Origin of the sequence: Myxococcus stipitatus DSM 14675, from assembly GCF_000331735.1 — a bacterium.
Taxonomy (GTDB): Bacteria; Myxococcota; Myxococcia; order Myxococcales; family Myxococcaceae; genus Myxococcus; species Myxococcus stipitatus.
Map to the genome: position 1 here is coordinate 1792281 of NC_020126.1, position 19225 is coordinate 1811505.

15 protein-coding genes are annotated in these 19225 nt (G+C 70.4%); 10 read left to right on the forward strand and 5 right to left on the reverse strand.

Annotation, left to right across the window (positions count from 1 at the left end; all coding sequences use genetic code 11):
• Positions 1 to 60: 60 nt before the first annotated feature.
• Both MYSTI_RS07135 and MYSTI_RS07140 read left to right on the forward strand, forming a co-directional pair.
• Positions 61 to 579, forward strand: coding sequence for a hypothetical protein (locus MYSTI_RS07135; protein ID WP_015347047.1), 519 nt, complete (start codon positions 61 to 63; stop codon positions 577 to 579).
• A 144-nt stretch (positions 580 to 723) separates the two neighbouring features.
• On the forward strand, positions 724 to 1059 hold the full coding sequence (locus tag MYSTI_RS07140; RefSeq protein WP_015347048.1) for a hypothetical protein: 336 nt from the start codon (positions 724 to 726) through the stop codon (positions 1057 to 1059).
• Positions 1060 to 1077: 18 nt separating this feature from the next.
• On the opposite strand, the gene MYSTI_RS07145 is transcribed toward MYSTI_RS07140, so the two are convergent.
• Positions 1078 to 2598: a gluzincin family metallopeptidase gene (locus MYSTI_RS07145; RefSeq protein WP_015347049.1), complete on the reverse strand. Its 1521-nt coding sequence runs from the start codon at positions 2596 to 2598 to the stop codon at positions 1078 to 1080.
• A 167-nt stretch (positions 2599 to 2765) separates the two neighbouring features.
• On the opposite strand from MYSTI_RS07145, the gene MYSTI_RS07150 reads away from it, so the two are divergent.
• Positions 2766 to 3695, forward strand: a complete 930-nt coding sequence (locus tag MYSTI_RS07150; protein ID WP_015347050.1) for an RluA family pseudouridine synthase — start codon at positions 2766 to 2768, stop codon at positions 3693 to 3695.
• Between the two features lie 1698 nt (positions 3696 to 5393).
• Here the strand turns inward: MYSTI_RS07150 and MYSTI_RS40480 are convergent.
• Positions 5394 to 5753: a hypothetical protein gene (locus tag MYSTI_RS40480; RefSeq protein WP_052350913.1), complete on the reverse strand. Its 360-nt coding sequence runs from the start codon at positions 5751 to 5753 to the stop codon at positions 5394 to 5396.
• A 1170-nt stretch (positions 5754 to 6923) separates the two neighbouring features.
• Entirely contained in the window at positions 6924 to 7232 is a 309-nt protein-coding gene (locus MYSTI_RS40485; RefSeq protein ID WP_144370008.1) for a hypothetical protein, read from the reverse strand.
• Between the two features lie 2793 nt (positions 7233 to 10025).
• On the opposite strand from MYSTI_RS40485, the gene MYSTI_RS40495 reads away from it, so the two are divergent.
• Positions 10026 to 11159: a hypothetical protein gene (locus MYSTI_RS40495; protein ID WP_052350919.1), complete on the forward strand. Its 1134-nt coding sequence runs from the start codon at positions 10026 to 10028 to the stop codon at positions 11157 to 11159.
• Between the two features lie 4 nt (positions 11160 to 11163).
• Here MYSTI_RS40495 and MYSTI_RS07165 read toward each other — a convergent pair whose 3' ends face one another.
• Complete coding sequence (locus tag MYSTI_RS07165; RefSeq protein ID WP_015347052.1) at positions 11164 to 12015, reverse strand: hypothetical protein; 852 nt, start codon at positions 12013 to 12015, stop codon at positions 11164 to 11166.
• Positions 12016 to 12075: 60 nt separating this feature from the next.
• On the opposite strand from MYSTI_RS07165, the gene galU reads away from it, so the two are divergent.
• From galU to MYSTI_RS07185, 4 genes are all read left to right on the forward strand, one after another.
• Positions 12076 to 12978, forward strand: a complete 903-nt coding sequence (galU, locus tag MYSTI_RS07170; protein ID WP_015347053.1) for a UTP--glucose-1-phosphate uridylyltransferase GalU — start codon at positions 12076 to 12078, stop codon at positions 12976 to 12978.
• Positions 12975 to 13730 carry a hypothetical protein gene (locus MYSTI_RS07175; RefSeq protein WP_015347054.1) on the forward strand — a complete coding sequence of 252 codons (756 nt, stop codon included), beginning with the start codon at positions 12975 to 12977 and terminating at the stop codon, positions 13728 to 13730. Before galU ends, MYSTI_RS07175 begins: the two co-directional genes overlap by 4 nt.
• Before the next feature lie 163 nt (positions 13731 to 13893).
• On the forward strand, positions 13894 to 14511 hold the full coding sequence (locus MYSTI_RS07180) for a glutathione S-transferase family protein (RefSeq protein ID WP_015347055.1): 618 nt from the start codon (positions 13894 to 13896) through the stop codon (positions 14509 to 14511).
• A 181-nt stretch (positions 14512 to 14692) separates the two neighbouring features.
• Positions 14693 to 15319 carry a glutathione S-transferase family protein gene (locus tag MYSTI_RS07185; RefSeq protein WP_015347056.1) on the forward strand — a complete coding sequence of 209 codons (627 nt, stop codon included), beginning with the start codon at positions 14693 to 14695 and terminating at the stop codon, positions 15317 to 15319.
• Positions 15320 to 15380: 61 nt separating this feature from the next.
• Here the strand turns inward: MYSTI_RS07185 and MYSTI_RS40500 are convergent, their stop codons facing one another.
• Positions 15381 to 16058 (reverse strand): GNAT family N-acetyltransferase, encoded by a 678-nt coding sequence (locus tag MYSTI_RS40500; RefSeq protein ID WP_015347057.1) that lies wholly within the window; start codon positions 16056 to 16058, stop codon positions 15381 to 15383.
• A gap of 38 nt (positions 16059 to 16096) precedes the next feature.
• On the opposite strand from MYSTI_RS40500, the gene MYSTI_RS07195 reads away from it, so the two are divergent.
• Positions 16097 to 16642 (forward strand): GNAT family N-acetyltransferase, encoded by a 546-nt coding sequence (locus MYSTI_RS07195; protein ID WP_015347058.1) that lies wholly within the window; start codon positions 16097 to 16099, stop codon positions 16640 to 16642.
• Positions 16643 to 16831: 189 nt separating this feature from the next.
• Positions 16832 to 19225 carry a replication restart helicase PriA gene (gene priA, locus MYSTI_RS07200; RefSeq protein WP_015347059.1) on the forward strand — a complete coding sequence of 798 codons (2394 nt, stop codon included), beginning with the start codon at positions 16832 to 16834 and terminating at the stop codon, positions 19223 to 19225.

Genomic DNA, 19225 nt, shown 5'->3' on the forward strand with positions numbered 1-19225 from the left:
CCAAGTGGCTGGATTCACGGGTGATTCAGGCTGGCGTATGCCTTGCTCTCCAGGCGCGCCATGCGCCACCTCCGCATCCCGCTGGCCAGTCTGTCCGTCCTGCTGGCCACCCAGGCCTGGGCGGAGCCCCCCGCGCGGAGCTTGGGCGTCACCGTCTTCCCCGTGGGCGCCTACGTCCTGAAGGACGCGGAAGGGGAGCGCGGGGTGGGCTACAGCGCGGGCCTGGCCTGGAGCTACCGGCGGGAGCAGTCCGTGCTGGAGGTGGGCGGGCACGTGGCCTCCAACCGCCAGCTCACGGAGGCCACGCCCATGTCCCTGCGCCTCACGCCCGCGGGGCCCCGGAGGGTCCGTCCATACCTGGGGCTGGGCCTGAGCCTGATGGTGGCCCACGGCGAGGAGGTGGCGCGCACGCTCCAGCTGGGGGCGGAGCTGTGCGGGGGCGTGACGGTGGAGCTGAGCCGCAAGCTCTTCGTCTCCGGGGAGCTGCGCTACCAGAACTTCTCCGCCAACGGCTCCCCCTTCGCCGGGGAGCGCCAGGAGCTCTCCTCCGCCTTCCTGGGCCTAGGGGTTCACCTCTAGACGTCTCGGCCGCTACAGCTCGGCAGCGACCTGTTGGAAGAAAATTTGCGTCATCCCTTGCGTCCTCTACAATCCTCGACGGTTGCGGCCCGGACGCGTCCGACATGGTCGGATGTTCAGTAGCTGCACAACAAGGGAGCGGAGATGGAGCGCAAGGTCGGGAGTAGCACGGTGACGGCCAAGGAGGTCAAGGCGGCGCTGGAGAAGACGCGCACGCTGTCGGCCGAGGAGGAGAAGGTGCTGCGGATGCGGCACGGCGCCGGCGCTTCCAGCACGCAGGCCCCGCTCCCCCGCGCCGCGGGCGACAACGCGGAACTGGCGGACGAGCTTCTTGTCATCGAGATGCAGTTGATGAAGGCGATGCGCGCGCGCGCGGCGGCCAAGACGCAGGCTCCCAAGGCGGCGGCGCCCCGGACGCGTGAGACGGCCGCCAATCCGACGAAGGACAAGATCGTCCGCGCCCTCCGCAAGAAGAAGTAGTCGCCCGCGCGGCGCCTACTACCGGTTGAGGATGGCCACGAGGCGCACTCCCGCCTCGGGCAATGCCAGTGGCGTGCCCGAGACCTCCGTGGCCAGTCCTTCCGCGTCATCCGTCCCCCCGCGCGCGTACAGCCCCTTCAGCCAGGCGGCCGCGTGTGGGTTCCTCCAGAAATCCTCGTTGAAGCGCTCGGTGAGGCGCGCGGTGAGCCGGGTCTCCAGGGCCCACGCTCGCAGGTAGTGCGCCACGTAGAGCTGCGGGTCCACGTCGTGCAGGAAGAAGCCGGGATGGGGCTCCGCGAAGAGCGCGCGGCGCTGACCGTCGGCGTATTCGTCGGCGCGCTCCGGGGATGAGCCCTTCGTGTAGAGGGAGAGCTCGTAGGACAGCTTGGCGCAGTGGCGGCGCAGCACGGCCAGGGACTGGAAGGCGGCGAAGCGCATCGTGTCCCGCGCGAGCACCGTGCCGAGGCCCAGGTAGCGCTTGAGCCACTCGGGGGAGAGGAGGAGCCGCTCGAAGACGGAGGCGTGGGCCTCGGTGATGCCGGCGTCGCCCAGGCGGCGCAGCTCCATGGGCAGCGTGTCCGAGACGTGGGCGCGGTGCTGCGCGTGGCCCATCTCATGGAGCAGGCTGCCCAACGCGTCGAGCCCCCCGCGAGGCTGGAGCACCAGGCGGATGTCGCTCGGCACGCGGATGGCGACGGCGAAGGGGCGCGAGGACTTTCCGGGGCGGTCCTCTTCGTCCAGGCGGATGCGGCCGGTGGCGTTGGGCGTGAAGCCCCACTCTCCGAGCCACCGCACCACCGCGGGCCAGGCGTCCTCGCGGCGGAAGTGCTCATCGAACCAGGGGGCCTGGAGCGCGGCCTGGACGTCGTGCCGGCGCGCGTCGCCTCCGGGGAGCGGGCGCAGCAGCGGGTCCATCTTCTTGAGCGCGTAGGCGAGCACGTCGCGGTAGGCGTCCTCGGTCTGCTTGAGCGTCTGGGCGGCGGCCTCGGCGAGCTGGGCGTAGGCGATGCCGGTGACGTCCTCGCGCAGGGCGGGGTAGTCCGTCGCGCCCAGCTTCTCCACGGTGTGGAGGGCGGCTTCGCGGCGGTCTCCCTGGGGGCCTCGCTGCTCCCAGAGGAAGTTGCCCAGGGCGCGCTCCATCTTGGCGCGGCGGGCTCGGACGGGCTCGTGGGGGAGTCGTCCGAGGGCCTCGCTGAAGGAGCAGGTCTGGTCGTCGATGGTGAGCACCGCTTGGGACTCGGCCAGGGCCACAGCCTGGGCGGGACGCGCGGCGAGGGCCTCTTCCACGTGGGTGGCCACCAGCTCGCGCAGCAGCTGGATGCGGCGGACGGCCAGGGTGTCTTCCTTGGCGCGGGCCTTGGCGAGCGCCTCGTTGGCGGCGGCGAAGGTGTCCGGAGCGGAGAGCTCGGGGAAGGAGGCGTGGAGGCTCTCGAGGGGGAGGTCTCGCGAGAGTCCGGCGCCGTGCCGGTACTGCAGCGTGGCCAGCTCCGCGAGGAAGTCGTCCAGCCGCGTGCGCACGGAGTGGAGGGGGCGGTCCATGGGGGCGCGGAAGCTACCAGGGGCGGCGTGCGTGAGGGGAGGCGAGGTGGGGTGGCTCGGTGACTTGTGGGAGCTGTTAGCCAGCGGAATCTCCGGAGGGTTGGCTTGTGGTTCCGCGCGCCTTTCTGTAGCGAGCGACTGCGAACGGGACGTGGAGAGGTGTGGCCGTGAAGCGTCGGACATTCCGGGTGGAAGGCGCGGGAGTGGGGCGGGCCGTGGTGGACGCGGTGGCCCAGGAGCTCGGCCTGTCCGTGGAGCAGGCGCGCGGGTTGGTGGACGTGGGCGCGGTGTACGTGGCCGGGCGTCGCTGCCGGGAGGCGAAGACGCGGCTGGTGCAGGGGCAGGTGGTGGGGGTGGTGCTGGAGGAGGGGGGGCGGAGTCCGCTGGCGGAGGCGCCGCGGGCTCCCTCGTTCCGGGTGCTGTTCGAGGATGAGGAGGTGCTCGCGGTGGACAAGCCCGCGGGGCTCCCGGCGCAGCCGACGGAGGCGCGGGTGGGCGGGAGCCTGGTGGACCAGGTGAGTGCGTACCTGGGACGCGAGGCGGGGTTGGTGCACCGGTTGGACCGGGAGACGTCGGGGGTGACGGTGTTCGGGAAGGAGCCGCGCGCGACGTCCGCGCTGGCGGCGGAGTTCCGGCATGGGAGTGCGCGCAAGCGCTATGTGGCGGCGACGGGGCCTGGGTTGCCGGCCTCGGGGACGGTGGACCTGCCGCTGTCGAGGGACCCTTCGCGTCCGGGGCGGTGGCGTGCGACGCGTGCGGCCAATGGAGTGCCCGCGCTGACGCACTTCCGCACGCTGTATGCGGGGGCGGAGTTCTGCGTGGTGGAGTTGCTGCCTCAGACGGGGCGCACCCACCAGCTGCGGGCGCACCTGACGGCGCTGGGGGCGCCGATTCTGGGCGACTCGCGTTATGGGGGCGCGGCGCGGGTGGGTGGGGTGGAGGTGGCGCGGTGCTTGTTGCATGCGCAGGCGCTGGAGTTGCTGCATCCGCGCTGGGAGCGGCCGATTCGCATGGAGGCTCCGGTGCCCGAGGACCTGATGCGCTTCTTCACGCTCGCGGGGGTGGAGGTTCCGAGCGGGGCCGTGCCCTTGAAGTAGGACAGGCGACGCGGGGAGGTGGCCTCCCGGAGGGCTCGATGGCGTGTGGCCACCGGAGCTCGGCCTCCGCCGTCAAGTCTCTCCAGGTCGAGGTCGCTGGCTGCTTGCTCCTGGGCGGATGGCGTGGGGTGGGTCCATCGAGCCGTCGTCGGGGTGGCGAGGACGTGGCGGGTGCCCTCGAAGAGGCGGGTCATGACGCGGGCCGTGATGGGCTCGGCATTTCGGACAGGAAGAAGGACGGTGACAGCCGGGATGGCCGTCGTTGTGTAGACTGCCGCACCCATGGGTGGCGTGAGAAACGGCAAGGGTGCCGGCACGCCGGAGCCCGAGGCCGTCCGACAGGAGGTGCCTCGAACCGGCATGCTCGACGTCGGGCCGACGGCTGAAGCAGTAGAGGGGGTGGCTCGCCACTTCCGGTCCGCCATGCGGTGGCTGCGCGAAGGGTCCTCGGCGCGAGCCTTCGAGGAGCTGGCGAACGCGGGCCGGACGTTGCCCATGTCGCCCCGGTTGGCCGCCGCGCTGGGACGCTTCTCGCGTCTGGCGGGGGTTGAGACTGTTGCCATTGAGTTGTTGGGCTCGGTGCCGGTGACAGCGCCTGCGGAGGTGCGGCGCGCGGTGCGCAGGCAGCTCGCGCGCTTGTTTCGCAAGACGGGGCAGGTTCCTCGCGCGGTGATGGTGCTCGAGGGCGTGGTGGGGGAGTTCCCGGAGGACCGCCGTGCGCGGAGGGTGTTGGAGGTGCTTCGGGCGAAGCAGGACGGCCGCGAGCCGGGGGCCTCGAGTGGTGTCCTGGGGAGCTTGCCCGCGCTGAAGTCGGGTGTGCGGGGCGTGTCTGTCGGGGAAGAGGCTGAGTCCCATATGGACACCGTGGTGGATGCGGTGGGCGTGGCTTCGGGAGTACCGACTGTGCCGCCGCCGCGTCGCTCGCTGACGATGGAGTTGTCCTGGGCCCGGTTCCAGGTCGAGGGCCCCCCGTTGGGATTGGAGACGGAGGGCGTCACCGCTCCCGAGAGCGCTGAGGCTGGGAGTCCGAGCAGCGGAGATGCGGCGCCTGGGGTGGAGGTGGAAGGGGCGGGACCGCCGGCGCTGTTGGTGCCGTGGGATGTGGCGCCGGAGGAGGGATCGTCCGGCGGGAGTCATGGACGCGCGTCAACTGCGTGGACGGATGCAGAGTCGCGCGTGAGCGGGACTGCTGTGAACGCTCTGCCCGTGGGAGCGGAGTCGAGCGCGAGCCGCACCGATGTTGTGGCCGTGCCGGTGGGCGCGGAGTCGAGCGTGAGCGGGGCTGCCGCGAACGGTCTGCCCGTGGGAGCGGAGTCGAGCGCGAGCCGCACCGATGTTGTGGCCGTGCCGGTGGGCGCGGAGTCGAGCGTGAGCGGGGCAGCCGCGAACGGTCTGCCCGTGGGAGCGGAGTCGAGCGCGAGCCGCACCGATGCTGTGGCCGTGCCGGTGGGCGCGGAGTCGAGGGCGAGCGGGACAGGCGCGAACGGTCTGCCCGTGGGAGCGGAGTCGAGCGCGAGCCGCACCGATGCTGTGGCCGTGCCGGTGGGTGCGGAGTCGAGTGTGAGCGGGACAGGCGCGAACGTTCTGCCCGTGGGAGCGGAGTCGCGCGCGAGTCGGACCAATGCGGCGGAGCTTCCCGTTGATGCGAAGTTGAGCGTGAGCCGAACCGACGCGGTGTCACTGCCTGTCGGTACGGACTCAAGCGCAGGCCAGACAGATGCGGTGCCTGTTGATGTCGAGTCCGTCGGAGACCGGACTGCTGCGGTGGCACTGCCCGTCGGCGCGGAATCGAGCACGAGTCGGACTGATGCGGTGGCGCTGCCCGTTGATGTCGAGTCCATCGGAGACCGGACTGCTGCGGCGGCACTGCCCATCGGCGCGGAATCGAGCACGAGTCGGACTGATGCGGTGGCGCTGCCCGTTGATGTCGAGTCCATCGGAGACGGGACTGATGCGACGGAACTGCCCGTCAGCGCGGAGTTGATCGCGAGCCGAGTTGATGTGGTTGCTCGGCACGAGGGTGCGGAGCCGCACGGTCGACAGGTGGATGGGGAACAAGCGCCTCCAGATGAGTCGCGAAGCGAAAACACAGAGTCCGCACTTGCTGCGTCTGAGCACGGAGCGTCGAGCAAGCGTGGGCCTGATGTGTCCTCACCCCTGTCGGTTGACGAACGAAGTGGACTCAATCCCGCCACGACGGCTGTATCCCGAGCGGATGCGTCGAGTGTGCGTGGCGCGGAGGTGTCCCGGTCGTCTGTCGATGACGCCCAGGCCGGTTCGTTGGCCTCGCCAGTCGATGCGAAGGCAGGCGCCGACCGGAGCCAGTGGGAATCACCCCCTCTGGAGCATGAGACCTCCACGAATGAATCTGCCGAGTTGGCGGGTGCGGAGCTCAACGCAAGCCGTGGTGGCGAAGCCGTCTCGGCATCGAGCAGCAGCACGACGGATGTCGCGGCAGCTCAGGCGAGTGGGGCGCCAGTCGATGCGGTATCTCGGCAGCCACACCAGGCGAGCGTGAACCGCTCCATCGCATCGGATCCGCCCGTTGCAGCCTCCGTGAGTGTGGCTCGGGCTGAAGAGTCCGCGGAACCAGTCGACGACATCGCATCGCGCGCTCCCCTTGCCGAGGCGAAGACTTCGTCGACAGGGTCGGCACAAGGCGCCGAGTCGCGACCAGCGGAGTCGGGGCATTCGACAAAGGGCGCTGCATCCAAGCCAGAAGCCCCGGCCCGGCCGGATGCGCGCCACAGCGCCACGCCGCCCCCCTCGACAGGGTCGGAGGCGGAAACAGACCTTCGTACGAAGACCGTGGTCGAGATGCCCGGCATCGCGCCCGAAGCGCTCTGGGTCCCATGGAGCGACCCTGTTGTTCCCGATGCCCAGCTGGTGCCTGGGCGCACCATCGCGCCCGTGGCACCGAAGGCTTCACCGCCACCGGTCAAATCCCCGGCAACCGTGGAGCCCTCTCGTGCGCGGACTCAGGTCATCCCAGCGGTGACCCCGAGCTTCGAGAAAGACGCGCCTCGCTCAGAGACCATGGAGGTGCCACTCGCGGACCTTCTCGCCGCACTGGGGGGCGCACTACCAGGGAAGGAATCCCTCGGCCAACCGAAGCCCGTGGCGAGCGTTCCCTCCACTCCGCGCTCGGACTCCGTAGCTCCCACGAGCACGGAGAAGCCCGGGGCGTCGGCACCTGGCAAGGAAGAGTCCGCCGAGGAATGGGCGCGCTCACAGAAGCTCGAGGCGCAGCTCATCGCGCGTCGTGCGTGGAGGGAGTTGGCCCAGCACTACCTCAAGCGTGCGGACCGCGCGAAGGACCCGGCCGCGCGTGCGGAAGCCCTGACGCGCCTCGCGGAGGTGATGGAGACGGAACTCCAGGACCCCGCGGGTGCCGCGCGCATGTACGGGGAGATTGTCGAGCTGACGGGAGACCGCTCCGCGTTGCGGGAGCAGGTGCGTCTGCTGGCCTCCCGAGGTGATGCCTCCCAGGTCCGGCGAGCACTCGACGAGGCCATCCAAAGGGCTCGGACGGGGCATGCGCGTGCCATCGCGCTGCTGACTCGCGGCGAGCGGTGGCTCCACATGGGAGAGCCGCAGAAGGCGCGCGTGGACTTCGAGGCGGCGGAGTCGCTCGTGCCCGGGTTGTTGCCCGCGCTCGCGGGGCTGCTCCTCTGCGTGGAGGGTGAGGCGCGAGGGGCCATTGCCTCGCGGTTGCGGACCCTGCTCGCCACGGCGCCGCGGAGAGCGCCTGACAGGGCGGAGGCGCTGCGGGTGCTGGCGCGCACCGCCGAGGAATCGCTGGGAGACACGCGCCTCGCGCAGTGGGCATGGGGCGAGGTGCTCATCGAGAGCCCCGAGAGCGAACATGCCCACGAGAGGCTTTTGTGGCTAGCGAGGGAGCTGGGCGACACGGTGGCCTTGGGTCAGCTCCTGAGAGCGCAGCTCGCGAGGGAGCCCCGTGGGTCGACCGCGCGTCAGGCGCGTCTGGAGTTGGTGGCGACGCTCGAGTCATCCGGTGACGCGGAGGGGGCGCTGAACGAGCTGCGTCAGGCGGTGCGTTTCGAGCCAGGTCACAAGGACGCGTGGCTGATGCTCGTGGAGCGCTTGCTCGCGCGCGGCAACCAAGGCGAGGCGGCGTGGGCGCTCGAGCATGCGGCCACGGCGACGGAGGATGAGGTCGAGCGGATTCGGGCGTGGGAGCGGCTGGCGCGCATGTGGCGTGAGTCGCTCGGCAATCCTGACCGTGCGAGGGTCTATGCGCGTCGCGCGGAGGGATTGAGGCAGGCGCTCGAGGAGCGGGAGCCCGCGCCTCCCGAGCCGCCCCGGAGTGCGACCCCCCGTCGAGAGCCGAGTGGTCCGAGGTCCCCGCTCGCACCGTTGCCGGTGTCGACCTCGTCGCTCGTGGCTGCGGGAGGCGACCTGTCCGAGGAGGTCACGTCGTCCGCCGAGCCCGATGCGGCAGCGCGCAAGACGTCCGCGGAAGGGCCCCTAGGAGGGCGAGGACTCCGAGGCGCGGATGAAGTGCCAGGCCGGAAGGCGAGGACTCCGCGAACCGCGGGAGCCGAGACACTCATCCCCGTGAAGGGAGCTGTCGCACCCCCTGCGGAAGAGTCGACGAACCCATCGGGAGTCGCTGCTGAGTCCGGCATGGACGCGCTGGGGGCATTGGGGCCGGAGCTGGACCGTCCTGTTCTCTCGGGCTCGACCGTGGTCTTCGGGACTCACATCGCGGTGTCTGGCGCGGACAAAGCCACGCCACGCACCGAGGCGAAATCGCCGCCAGCGCCCGTGCCGGGGCAGCGCGCATCGGCATCGCGTGGCAACCCAGCGCGTACGCAGGAGCCCGCCGAATCAGGACCCGCGCTGAGTCAAAGCGCTCCCTCGTCCCGTGGAGAATCCCCCCGGGTGCGGTCTGCTGCTGAGAGCGCATCAGCGCCAAGCCAGGGCACGGCCGCATCGCGAGGAGAGTCGCCGCGAACGCGCGCTGCTGCTGAGAGCACATCAGCGCCGAGCCAGGGCGCAGCCGCATCGAGAGGAGAGTCGCCGCGAGCGCGCGCTGCTGCTGAGACCACCTCCGCGTCGAGCCAGGGCACAGCTGCATCGCGAGGAGAGTCGCCGCGAACGCACGCTGCTGCTGAGACCACCTCCGCGCCGAGCCAGGGCACAGCTGTATCGCGAGGAGAGTCGCCGCGAACACGCGCTGCTGCTGAGACCACCTCCGCGCCGAGCGAGGGCACAGCTGCATCGCGAGGAGAGTCGCCGCGAACACGCGTTGTTGCTGAGACCACCGCAGCGTCGAGCGAGGGCGTAGCTGCATCGCGTGACGCGTCCCTGCGCACGCGCGCCGCTCCTGAGTCTACGGCGGCCCCTGGGCAGCGGTCTTCGGCTGCGCGAGGAGAGTCGCCGCGCACGCGCCCTGCTCCTGAGTCCACGGCGGCATCCGGGCAGCGGTCGTCAGCGTCGCGTGTCGACTCACCTCCATCCGCGTCCTCGACCGCGAGCATGCCTTCGTCGGACTCGTCGGCATCCGCAGGTCGGGGGGAGGCACGGAGGCTCTTGCCTGTCGCGGAGCCTCCATCCGCGTCGAACTTGCGAGCCCCTGCCACTCGCGGTGAGCCACCGAGGCTTTCGCCTGTCGAGGATTCTCCGCCTTCGCCGGGCGCGCGTGCATCCCCGTCTCGTGGTGAGCCACCAAGGGAGCCTCCGACCGCGTCGAACTCTCGAGTCCCTGCCTCTCGCGGTGAGCCACCGAGGCTTTCACCTGTCGATGCGCCGTCGCCTTCGTCGGGCGCGCGCGCATCCGCGTCTCGCGGTGAGCCACCGCGGCTCTCACCTGTCGAGGAGCCATCGCCTTCGTCGGGCGCGCGCGCATCCGCGTCTCGCGGTGAGCCGCCAAGGCTCGCACCTGTCGCTGAGCCACCGCCCTCATCGAACTCGCGAGCCCCTGCCTCTCGCGGTGAATCTCCGAGGCGTTCACCTGTAGAGGAGAGCGCGCCTGCGCGAGGCCAGCGCGGCCCGTCGTCACGCGGAGAACCGCCCCAGGCATCACCCGTCGCCGAAGGCGCATCAGCCCCAAGCCCGCGAGCCCCTGCATCACGTGGCGAGCCCCCGCGCGCATCCGTCGCCAGCGACAACGCCCCCGCCCCAAGCCCGCGAGCCCCTGCATCACGCGGCGAGCCCCCGCGCGCATCCGCCGCCAGCGACAACGCCCCCGCCCCAAGCCCGCGAGCCCCTGCATCACGTGGCGAACCCCCACGTGCACCCGCCGCCGAGAATCCCCCCGAGCATCCCCGAGGCAAGAAGGCCATCGACCTCATCACGGGAACCGCGGTGGACCTCGACGCCGCGCCTGTCCCGGAGACGCGAGTCATCTCCTGGGAAGCCCCGCCCGGCCGCATGGACCCCGTGCGCCGAGTCGTCCGCGGAGGCCGCCCCGAAGCCGGCCTCGCCCAAGGCCGCTCCTTCATCTCGAAGCCCCCTCCGCCCGTCTCCGTCGGAGCAACGGAGACCCGCGAAAACCCCATCATCCCGGCGCCCGCACCCTCGCCGGACACCGAGCCCGAGGTCTTCCGCCAACTGCGAGAGCGCCCGCTCGACACCGCCACCTACGAACAGCTCGCCGACTTCTTCGACACCCGAGGCGACACCGCGCGCGCGGCCCTCATGCGCGAAATCGTCGAAGCCCTCGCTGGACGCGAAGGCCCGGCCCCGCGCCAGCAGCGCCCCCCGCTCACCGCCGACGAGCGCGCCGGCCTCCGTCACCCGGGCCTGAGAACCCCCGCCGGAGAGCTGCTCGCCTGCGCGGGAATCGCGCTGTGCCGCCTGTTCCCCGCGCAAGGCCGAGCCGCGGACGCCTCCGAGCCCCTCCGCGCCGTCGCCGGCCCCGGCGCCCCCGCGGTCCTCGACGCGCTCCACTCCTCCGCGCGAATCCTCTCGGTCAACCTCCCCGAGCTCGTCCTCGCCGAGGACGACAGCCCGCCCTTCGCCGCCGTCCACACCGACAAGCCGCGCCTGCTCGTGGGCCGCTCCATCATCCGCCAGGCCCTCTCCGCCGCGGAGCTGCGCTTCCACGCGGGCCGGGCCCTGCTCTCCCTCTCCCCCGACCTGCTCGCCCTGCGCGCGATGAAGGGCGCTCAGCTCCTGCGCGCCCTCGCGCTCCTGTCCACCGTCCTCAAGGACCCGAAGGACTCCAGCGCCGACGCGAAGCTCGTGCGCGACACGCTGTCCCCCCGCGCCCTGGAGCGAACCCTCGAGCTCCTCGAGCCCGGCACCCGCGACTTCAAGGCCTCATCCCTCGTGGACGCGGCGCGAGACTCCGCCAATCGCGCGGGCCTGGTGGCCTGCGGCGCGGTGGGGCCCGCCGTGTCGGTGATTCGAGCCCGCCGCTCGCAAGACGCCGAGCTGGTGGAGCTCCTGCGCTTCGCCGCGTCCGAGCGATACCTCGCCCTGCGCGCGCCGCGCTGACGCCTCAGTTCATCTGCATGCGCAGGGTGAGCGCCAGCATCCGGCTCTTCAGCCCACCCAGCTCATGGCGGTACGCCAGGTCCAGGCCGCTGCCCGTCTCGCTCATGAAGCCCAGGCCACCGCTCAGCTTCGACGTCCGAGTCACGCCGTCGTACATGTAGCCCATGCGCAGCGGGAGCTGCATCCCCGCGAGGTACTCGAGCCCGCCGCTGTACGTCATCGTCGTCTTGTCCTCGGTCTCGAAGTCCGCGCGCACGTCGCCCGCGAGCGTCAGCGCGCCGGAGGAGTAGCCGAGGTGGCCCGAGTAGTACCGGGACAGCTCCACGTTCTCGGTGTTGATGAGGTTGTGCCCCGACAGGCCCGCCGTCAGCGAGTCCGACAGCCGGAACAGCAGCCCCGTGTCCATCGTCACCGAGTTCGCATAGCGCCCCATGCCGCTCATGCGCAGGTAGCGCGCCACCCCCCCAATCAGAATCCCCGGGGTCAGCGCGAACCCCACACCCATCGAGCTCAGATGCGCGGAGGTGCGAGCCCCGCCACGGCCCAGGCTGACCCAGTGGTAGTCAATCCCCATGGCCAGCTTGCTGGTCGCCGCGTCGATGATGGAGAGGCCGAGCATCCCTTCCTTGAGGCGGGTGTCCCAGGCGCCCGTCGATTCGACACGGTAGGCCGGGTACATGGCCATGGCGGCGGGATTGCCCAGCACGGCCTCCGTGCCGATGCCCAGGGCGCGGAAGGCCCCTCCCATGGCGTAGGCGCGCGCCGTCATGACGTCCCTCAAGTCCTCATGAGGTTGAGCCAGGGCGGCGGTGGAGACACACACGGCGAACAACAGGACGGCGGGACGGAGCGACATGGGGGTGCCATCCTAACCAGCTTGATGGGGTCAGGGGGCGCCAATAGATTCCCGGGCCTCATGTCCGCCCACACACCGAAGGCAGAGCCCCTTATCCGTAAGTGTGTCATCCCGGCAGCCGGGCTCGGCACGCGCTTTCTTCCCGCCACGAAGTCCGTGCCCAAGGAGATGTTGCCCATCGTCGACACACCCACCCTCCAATACATCGTGGAGGAGGCGGTGGCCGCTGGCATCGAGGACGTCGTCCTCATCAACGGCCGCGGCAAGGGGGCCATCGAAGACCACTTCGACATCGGCTTCGAGCTGGAGACCACCCTGCGCGCCCGAGGCAAGACGGCGGACGCGGACAAGCTGCGCGCCATCGCGGAACTGGTGCGGGTCGTCTCCATCCGTCAGAAGGAGCCCAAGGGCCTGGGCCACGCCGTGCTGTGCGCGAAGAGCGCCATCGGCAACGAGCCGTTCGGCGTCCTCCTCGGCGACGACATGATTGATGCCGAGGAGCCGGGCATCCGTCAGCTCGCTCGCGTCTACCGCCAGTACAACCAGGCCGTCATCGCGCTCATGGAAGTGCCCGATGACGAGACGCACATGTACGGCATCGCCGCCGGCACGGACCTGGGCGATGGCGTCATCCGCATCGACCGCGTGGTGGAGAAGCCCAAGAAGGGCACCGCGCCGTCGAACCTCGCCGTCATCGGCCGCTACGTGTTGCCGCCGGAAATCTTCCCCATCCTGGAGAAGCAGACGCCGGGTGTGGGCGGTGAAATCCAGCTCACGGATGGTCTGGCCACGCTGCAGCAGTCGCACGGTCTCTTGGGCTACAAATTCAAGGGACAGCGCTATGACGCGGGCGACAAGGTGGGGTACCTCAAGGCGAACATCGCCTACGCGCTCAAGCGCCCCGAGCTGCGGGGCGGGCTGCTCGAGTACATGCGTGAGGTCGTGAAGACGGAGAAGCCGTGAAGCGCATCGTCGCACTCGTCGCAGTCCTGTCGTCCTTCACCGCCGTGGCCTACGTGTTGCCGGGGGGCTCCATCCTCCGGCGCATGGTGACCGAGCGAGAGGAGCTCAAGCTCTCCGGTATCCGAGTGGAGGGCTCGCTCAGCTTCAGTGGTCCCGCGGTGAAGGAGGCGGGGGCTGCGCTGGGCGCGGCGACGGACCGCCCCGACGTGCAAGGCGACGGGGTGTTGTACGTGAAGGTGCCGGGGCGCTGCCGCTTCGAGGCCTCGGTGCCGGATGGCAACGCGCGCAGCGCCGTGGTGCAGGTGGCCGGACGCCGCAAGGTGGAGGGCCACGAGATTGCGCCGCTGTCGGTGCTCGTCACGCAGGTGTGCCCGCTGCTCGCCGCGGGCGGTGGGCCCATCCAGACGCTGAAGGAGTCGGTGCAGCAGTACCTCCAGGGGCTGGGCGTCGACACGACTCGCACGGGGCTGGCGCGCTTCGGAGGCGAGGTGGCGTACGTGCTCGGCGACATGGCCGAGGGGCGTCCGCAGTTCTGGGTCTACAAGGATGGCTTCCGGCCCGCGCGGCTGCGCTACACGGACGCCGCGAAGAACGCGTGGGACGTGCGCTTCCTGGACTACACCTCGCCCGCGACGGGAGAGGCCCTGCCGCGCACCATCGAGGTGTGGCGCGGTGGCCAGCGGGTGGTGCGCTTCACCGGCTTGAAAGGCGACACGCGGGCCACGGTGCCCGACAAGCTCTTCACGCCGTAGCGCGCCGGGAGAGACCGGGCTGTGCCGATGCATCATGGCATCGGCACAGTGATGAGTATTGACCGGTCGCTCCCGAGGCACTTGTGACGTGCGGTGGCGCGTTGAAGAGTCGCGGCGCCCGGCCGGATTCCTCCGGCCCGCGTGTCCCCGAGGAGCGCCGCACATGAAGGTCTATGGCCATCCGATGAGCACCTGTACGCGCAAGGTTCTCACCACGCTGGCGGAGAAGGGCAAGGAGGCGGAGTTCGTCCTCGTCGACCTGACGAAGGGCGAGCAGAAGTCGCCCGCGCACCTCGCCCGTCAGCCGTTCGGAGTGGTGCCCGCCTTCGAGGCCGACGACGGCACGCTCCTGTACGAGTCGCGCGCCATCATCCGTTATCTGGACCGCGTGCTGCCGGGGACGTCGCTCACGCCGTCGCAGCCGAAGCCCTACGGATTCATGGAGCAGTTCATCGGCGTGGAGCAGAGCTATTTCAGCCCCGCGGCCATGAAGATCATCATGGTGGAACTCTTCCATCGAGGAGAGGGAAGCGAGGCCGCGGCCCGCGTGGCGGAGGGACGCCAGGGCGTGGAGAAGGTGTTCAGCGTCGTCGAGCCGGTGCTGGGGCGGCAGCAGTTCCTCGCGGGCGACGCGTTCTCGCTCGCAGACGTGACGTGGATGCCGTACCTCGGGTACCTGGGCGCGACGTCCGCGAAGGACCTCATCGGCAAGTACCCGAACGTGAGCGCGTGGTGGAATCGCATCAGCGCTCGGCCCTCGTGGAAGAAGGTCGCGGGATAGCGCGAGGCGCGGCCTCTTTCGCGCGCGTCGGACGTGGACGTGCTCCGGCGCGCCGAGGGGATTCACGTCGCCGTCGAGGCGCCGCCTCGGGATGTCCTTGTCGTGCTCGGGAACGTGGTGAAGAGTCGCTCCGCCAGGCCGGACTCCCTCCGGCCCGCATGTTCACGGAAGAGCGACGTCGATGAAAGTCTACGGCCACCCGGGCAGCATCTACACGCGCATGGTCCTCGCCACGTTGGCGGAGAAGGGGCATGAGGCGGAGTTCGTCCTCGTCGACCTGCCGACGGGGGCGCACAAGCTGCCGGAGCACCTGGCTCGCCACCCGTTCGGCGTGGTCCCCGCGTTCGAGGACAACGACGGCTTCTCGCTCTACGAGTCGCAGGCCATCATCCGCTATCTGGACCGCAAGCTGGAGGGACCGTCGCTGGTGCCGTCCCAGCCGCGCGCCTGTGCCGTGATGGAGCAGTCCATCAGCGTGGGGTTGAACTACTTCGCGCCGAACGCCTTCAAGGTCATCTGGGAGAAGTTCCTGAAGCAGTTCATGGGGGGCGGCGTCGTGGATGAGGCCGTGGTGATGGCGGGGCGCCAGGGGATGGAGAAGGTGTTCGCCCTCATCGACCCGACGCTGGCGCGGCAGCCGTTCCTCGCGGGCGATGCAGTCTCGCTCGCCGACGTGACGTGGATGCCCTTCATGGCGTACCTCTTCCCCGCGGGAGAGGAGGACACGGTGGCCCGGTACAAGAACGTGGCCGCGTGGTGGGAGCGCACGAGCAGCCGTCCCGCGTGGCGGAAGGTCACCGGCGAGTAGTCCTTCTCGCCGCGGGGGCTCGCGGGCGTGTGCCGCGCGTGAGCCCCCATTCCGCGAGTCGCTACACCGAGCGGAGCCGAGGCGCGGGTGTCTCCGAGGATTCGGCATGCCCGGCGCCGCTCGATGACGAGGGCCGCCACATGAACCACTGGGGAGGACCTCCGTCGAAGCAGGGCTCGGTGCGCTGGAGCTCGAAGCCGAAGCCTTGGTACCAGTCGCGATTGGAGGCCTTGGCCGTCTCCAGGAAGCACGGAGCGCGAGTCTGCTCGGCCAATTCCAGCCCCGCGCGCATCAGCCGAGCCCCCAGCCCGCGCCCTTGGTAGGCCGGGTCCACGGCGATGACATCCAGGTACCAGTGGGGCGGCGTGGGAGGGTGGTAGCGGTCCAGTCGCGCCAGGGCTTGGAGGGCCAGTCGCGCGCGGCTCGGGAAGTGACGCAGTCCGGCCCAGAGGGTGGGCAGGTAGACCGCCTGTCTGCGGAGCGACGGTGGATAGGCGCCTGGACGGAGCCACGACGCGAGGCCCGTGAGTCGTCCGTTGTCGACGGTGACGTGCACCACGCCGTGTGTCAGCGAGTCCTTCACGCAGCCGATGTAGAACGCCGAGGACACGTGGGCCCGCTTCTCGGAGGAGCCCGGGAACAGCTCCGCGAGGAAGGGGTAGTCATCGAAGGCCCGCGCGCACAGCGGGCCCACCTGGTTCATCAACGCGGGTTCGAAGTCCTGGACGCTGACCGTCATGGTGCGATGAATGTAGTCCGGTCTCGAGGTGTTCACCTGTGCCGACCCTGGATTCCAACGTCTCCATCCACCGTGCGACCCGCGAGGACGCCGCGTTCTTCCCCGACATCGAGCGTGCGTCGGGAGTGCTGTTCCGTCAGCTCGAGGCGCTGGCGTGGATTGCCGATGACGACGTCATGGCGGAGGCGGCGCATCTGCCGTTGATTGACGCGGGGGCCGTGTGGGTCGCGCGGGATGCGGAGGTGGGCGTCGTGGGCTTCCTCTCGGCGCAGCAGGTGGGGGGCGTGCTGCATGTCTGGCAGATGGCGGTGAATCCCTCGCATCAGCGGCGCGGCCTGGGACGCGCGCTGCTCCGAGCCGCCGCCGTGTTCGCCCGCGACGCGGACCTCGAGGCCATCACCCTGACGACGTTCCTCGAGGTGCCGTGGAACGAGCCGTTCTATGTGGGACTTGGCTTCACGCGCATTCCGGACGACGCGCTGGATGACCGGCTCCGCGAAGTGCTGGCGAAGGAGGCCCAGGCGGGTCTTCCGCGTGAGCGCCGCTGTGCGCTGTCCCTGAATCCGCGCGTGCTGGCGGACTGAGCTGTTGGGACCCGCCTCTGCCCAGGCGGCTCGAGTGGCACCCGTGGGGCCGGTGCTGGGCGTGGGGCTTCGAGCATGCTCCGAGCATGTGGTGCTGGCGTCCGGGGCCCGGCCTGTGTCAGAGGCCCCTGGCACTGTGCGCATGGCGGCAGGACGGAAGGGGTAGGGGTGGCGGTCGAAGGGAGTGCCATGGAGCAGCGAGCGTTGTGGGACGAGCCGGCCCAGGGGTCCTCGGAGGAGGCCCCCTCCTCGGGTTCCACGGGGGAGCGCACCTCGCGTGTGAGACCTGGCCGGGAACTGTCGCTCCAGCAACAGGCCGCTACAGTGGCCCCCGCTGTGAGCGCGAGCCCTCCTGTCCTGGCCTCCATCGCCGTGGCTCGCCCCGTCCGGGGTGAGTTCACCTACTCCGTTCCGGAGTCCCTCGTGAGCCAGCTCGCGCCGGGGCAGCGCGTCCTGGTGCCCTTCGGCCGAGGCACCGCCCTGGGCTTCTACCTGGGCCCCGCGGCCCGCCCTCCCGGAGAGAACGTCCGGCTCAAGCCCATCCAGCGCGTGCTGGAGGACTCCCCCTCTCTGCCCAAGGACCTCATCGCGCTGCTGCGCTTCGCGGCCGAGCACTACCGCTATCCCCTGGGCGAGGTCATCCGAGGCTCCCTTCCCCCGGGCTTGTCGAAGCCGGTGGACGAGAAGGAGGCAAAGCCCGACGTCCAGCAGTTCGCGGTGGCGCTGGTGAACGAGGTGCCGCCCTCGCTGGCGCGAGCACATGCGCAGTCCGCGGCGCTGGCCTACCTGCTGGCCGTGGGAGGAAGCGCGCCGCTGGAGGAGGTGAGCCACGCCATCCCGGGGGCTCGGGCGCACCTCAAGAGCCTGGCCTCGAAGGGCCTGGTCCGCATCGAGGAGAAGAAGCTGGAGGCCGGGGTGAAGGAGGGCCTGATTCAAGGCCGCCCCGACCGGCTCACTCCGGAGCAGGACGCGGCGGGCGTGACGTTGCGCGAGGCCCTGGACACGGGGGCCTTCCAGCCGTTCCTGCTCCACGGCGTCACGGGCAGCGGGAAGACGGAGGTGTACCTGCGCGCGGCGGAGCATGCGCTGTCACTGGGCAAGGGCAGCCTCATCCTCGTGCCGGAGATCGCCCTCACGCCGCAGCTCGTGGGGCGCTTCCGCAGCCGGTTCGGCTCGGAGGTGGCGGTGCTGCACTCGGCGCTGAAGGACCGGGAGCGGCTGTTCCACTGGCAGGCGCTTCGCAAGGGCGAGGTGAAGATCGCGGTGGGGGTGCGCTCGGCGGTGTTCGCGCCCGTGGAGAACCTGGGGCTCATCGTCGTGGACGAGGAGCACGACCCGTCCTTCAAGCAGGACGACAGCTTGCGCTACCAGGCGCGGGACCTGGCGGTGGTGCGAGGCAAGCAGGCGGGGGCGGTGGTGGTGTTGGGCTCGGCGACGCCCGCGCTGGAGACGCTGGAGAACGTGAAGAAGGGCCGCTACCGGCTCCTGGAGCTCAAGCGGCGGGTGGACGACAGGCCCATGCCCACCATCGAGATGGTGGACCTGCGGCAGGAGCGCCCTCGCGACGGCATGATGACGGACGAGGCGCCCATCCTCAGTCCGCCCTTGTTGGCGGCGATGGAGGAGACGCTGGGGAGGGGCCAGCAGGTCATCCTCTTCCTCAACCGCCGCGGACACAGCACGGTGTTGCTGTGCGAGGTGTGCGGGGTGTCGCTGAAGTGCACCTCGTGTGACGTGTGCATGACGCACCACCGCTCGCAGAACCGGGTGGTGTGCCACTACTGCGGGCTGGCGATGCCCGTGCCGGACCGGTGCCTGGAGTGTACGGGGCCGATGTTGAAGCTGGGCATCGGCACGGAGCGGGTGGAGGCGGAGGTCCTGGAGCGCATCCCGACGGCGCGGGTGGCTCGGCTGGACAGGGACTCGGCGACGAGCGCGGAGAAGTTGACGGAGATGCTGGCGGCGTTCGCCCGGCGGGAGCTGGACGTGCTGGTGGGCACGCAGATGGTGGCCAAGGGGCACGACTTCCCGGGGGTGACGCTGGTGTGTGTCGTGATGGCGGACACCTCACTGGCGATACCGGACTTCCGGGCGGCGGAGCGGACCTTCCACCTGTTGACCCAGGTGGCGGGGCGGGCGGGGCGCGGCAAGGACCCGGGCCGGGTGTTGGTGCAGACGTACAACCCGGACGCGGAGCCGGTGAAGCGGGTCTTGGCCCATGATTTCGATGGCTTCGCCCAGCAGGAGCTGGAGTGGCGCAAGGCGCTGGCGTATCCGCCCTTCGCGCGGATGGCCTCCATCCGGCTGGAGGGGGAGCACCCGGAGCAGACGGCCAGCGTGGCCCGGCACCTGGGGAACATCATCTCCCGGAACATGCCCCCGGCGTCGGTGGGGGTGCGGTTGCTGGGGCCGGCGGTGGCGCCCATCGCCAAAATCCGGGGCAAGACGCGCTGGCAGTTGCTCTTGAAGGGGCCGACACATGTGGCGCTTGCCCCGTTGCTCGCCAGGGTCGAAGCGGCCCTGGTGGACGTTCCGTCAGCGGTGAAGGTCGTGATCGACGTGGATCCGGGGGCCATGCTGTAG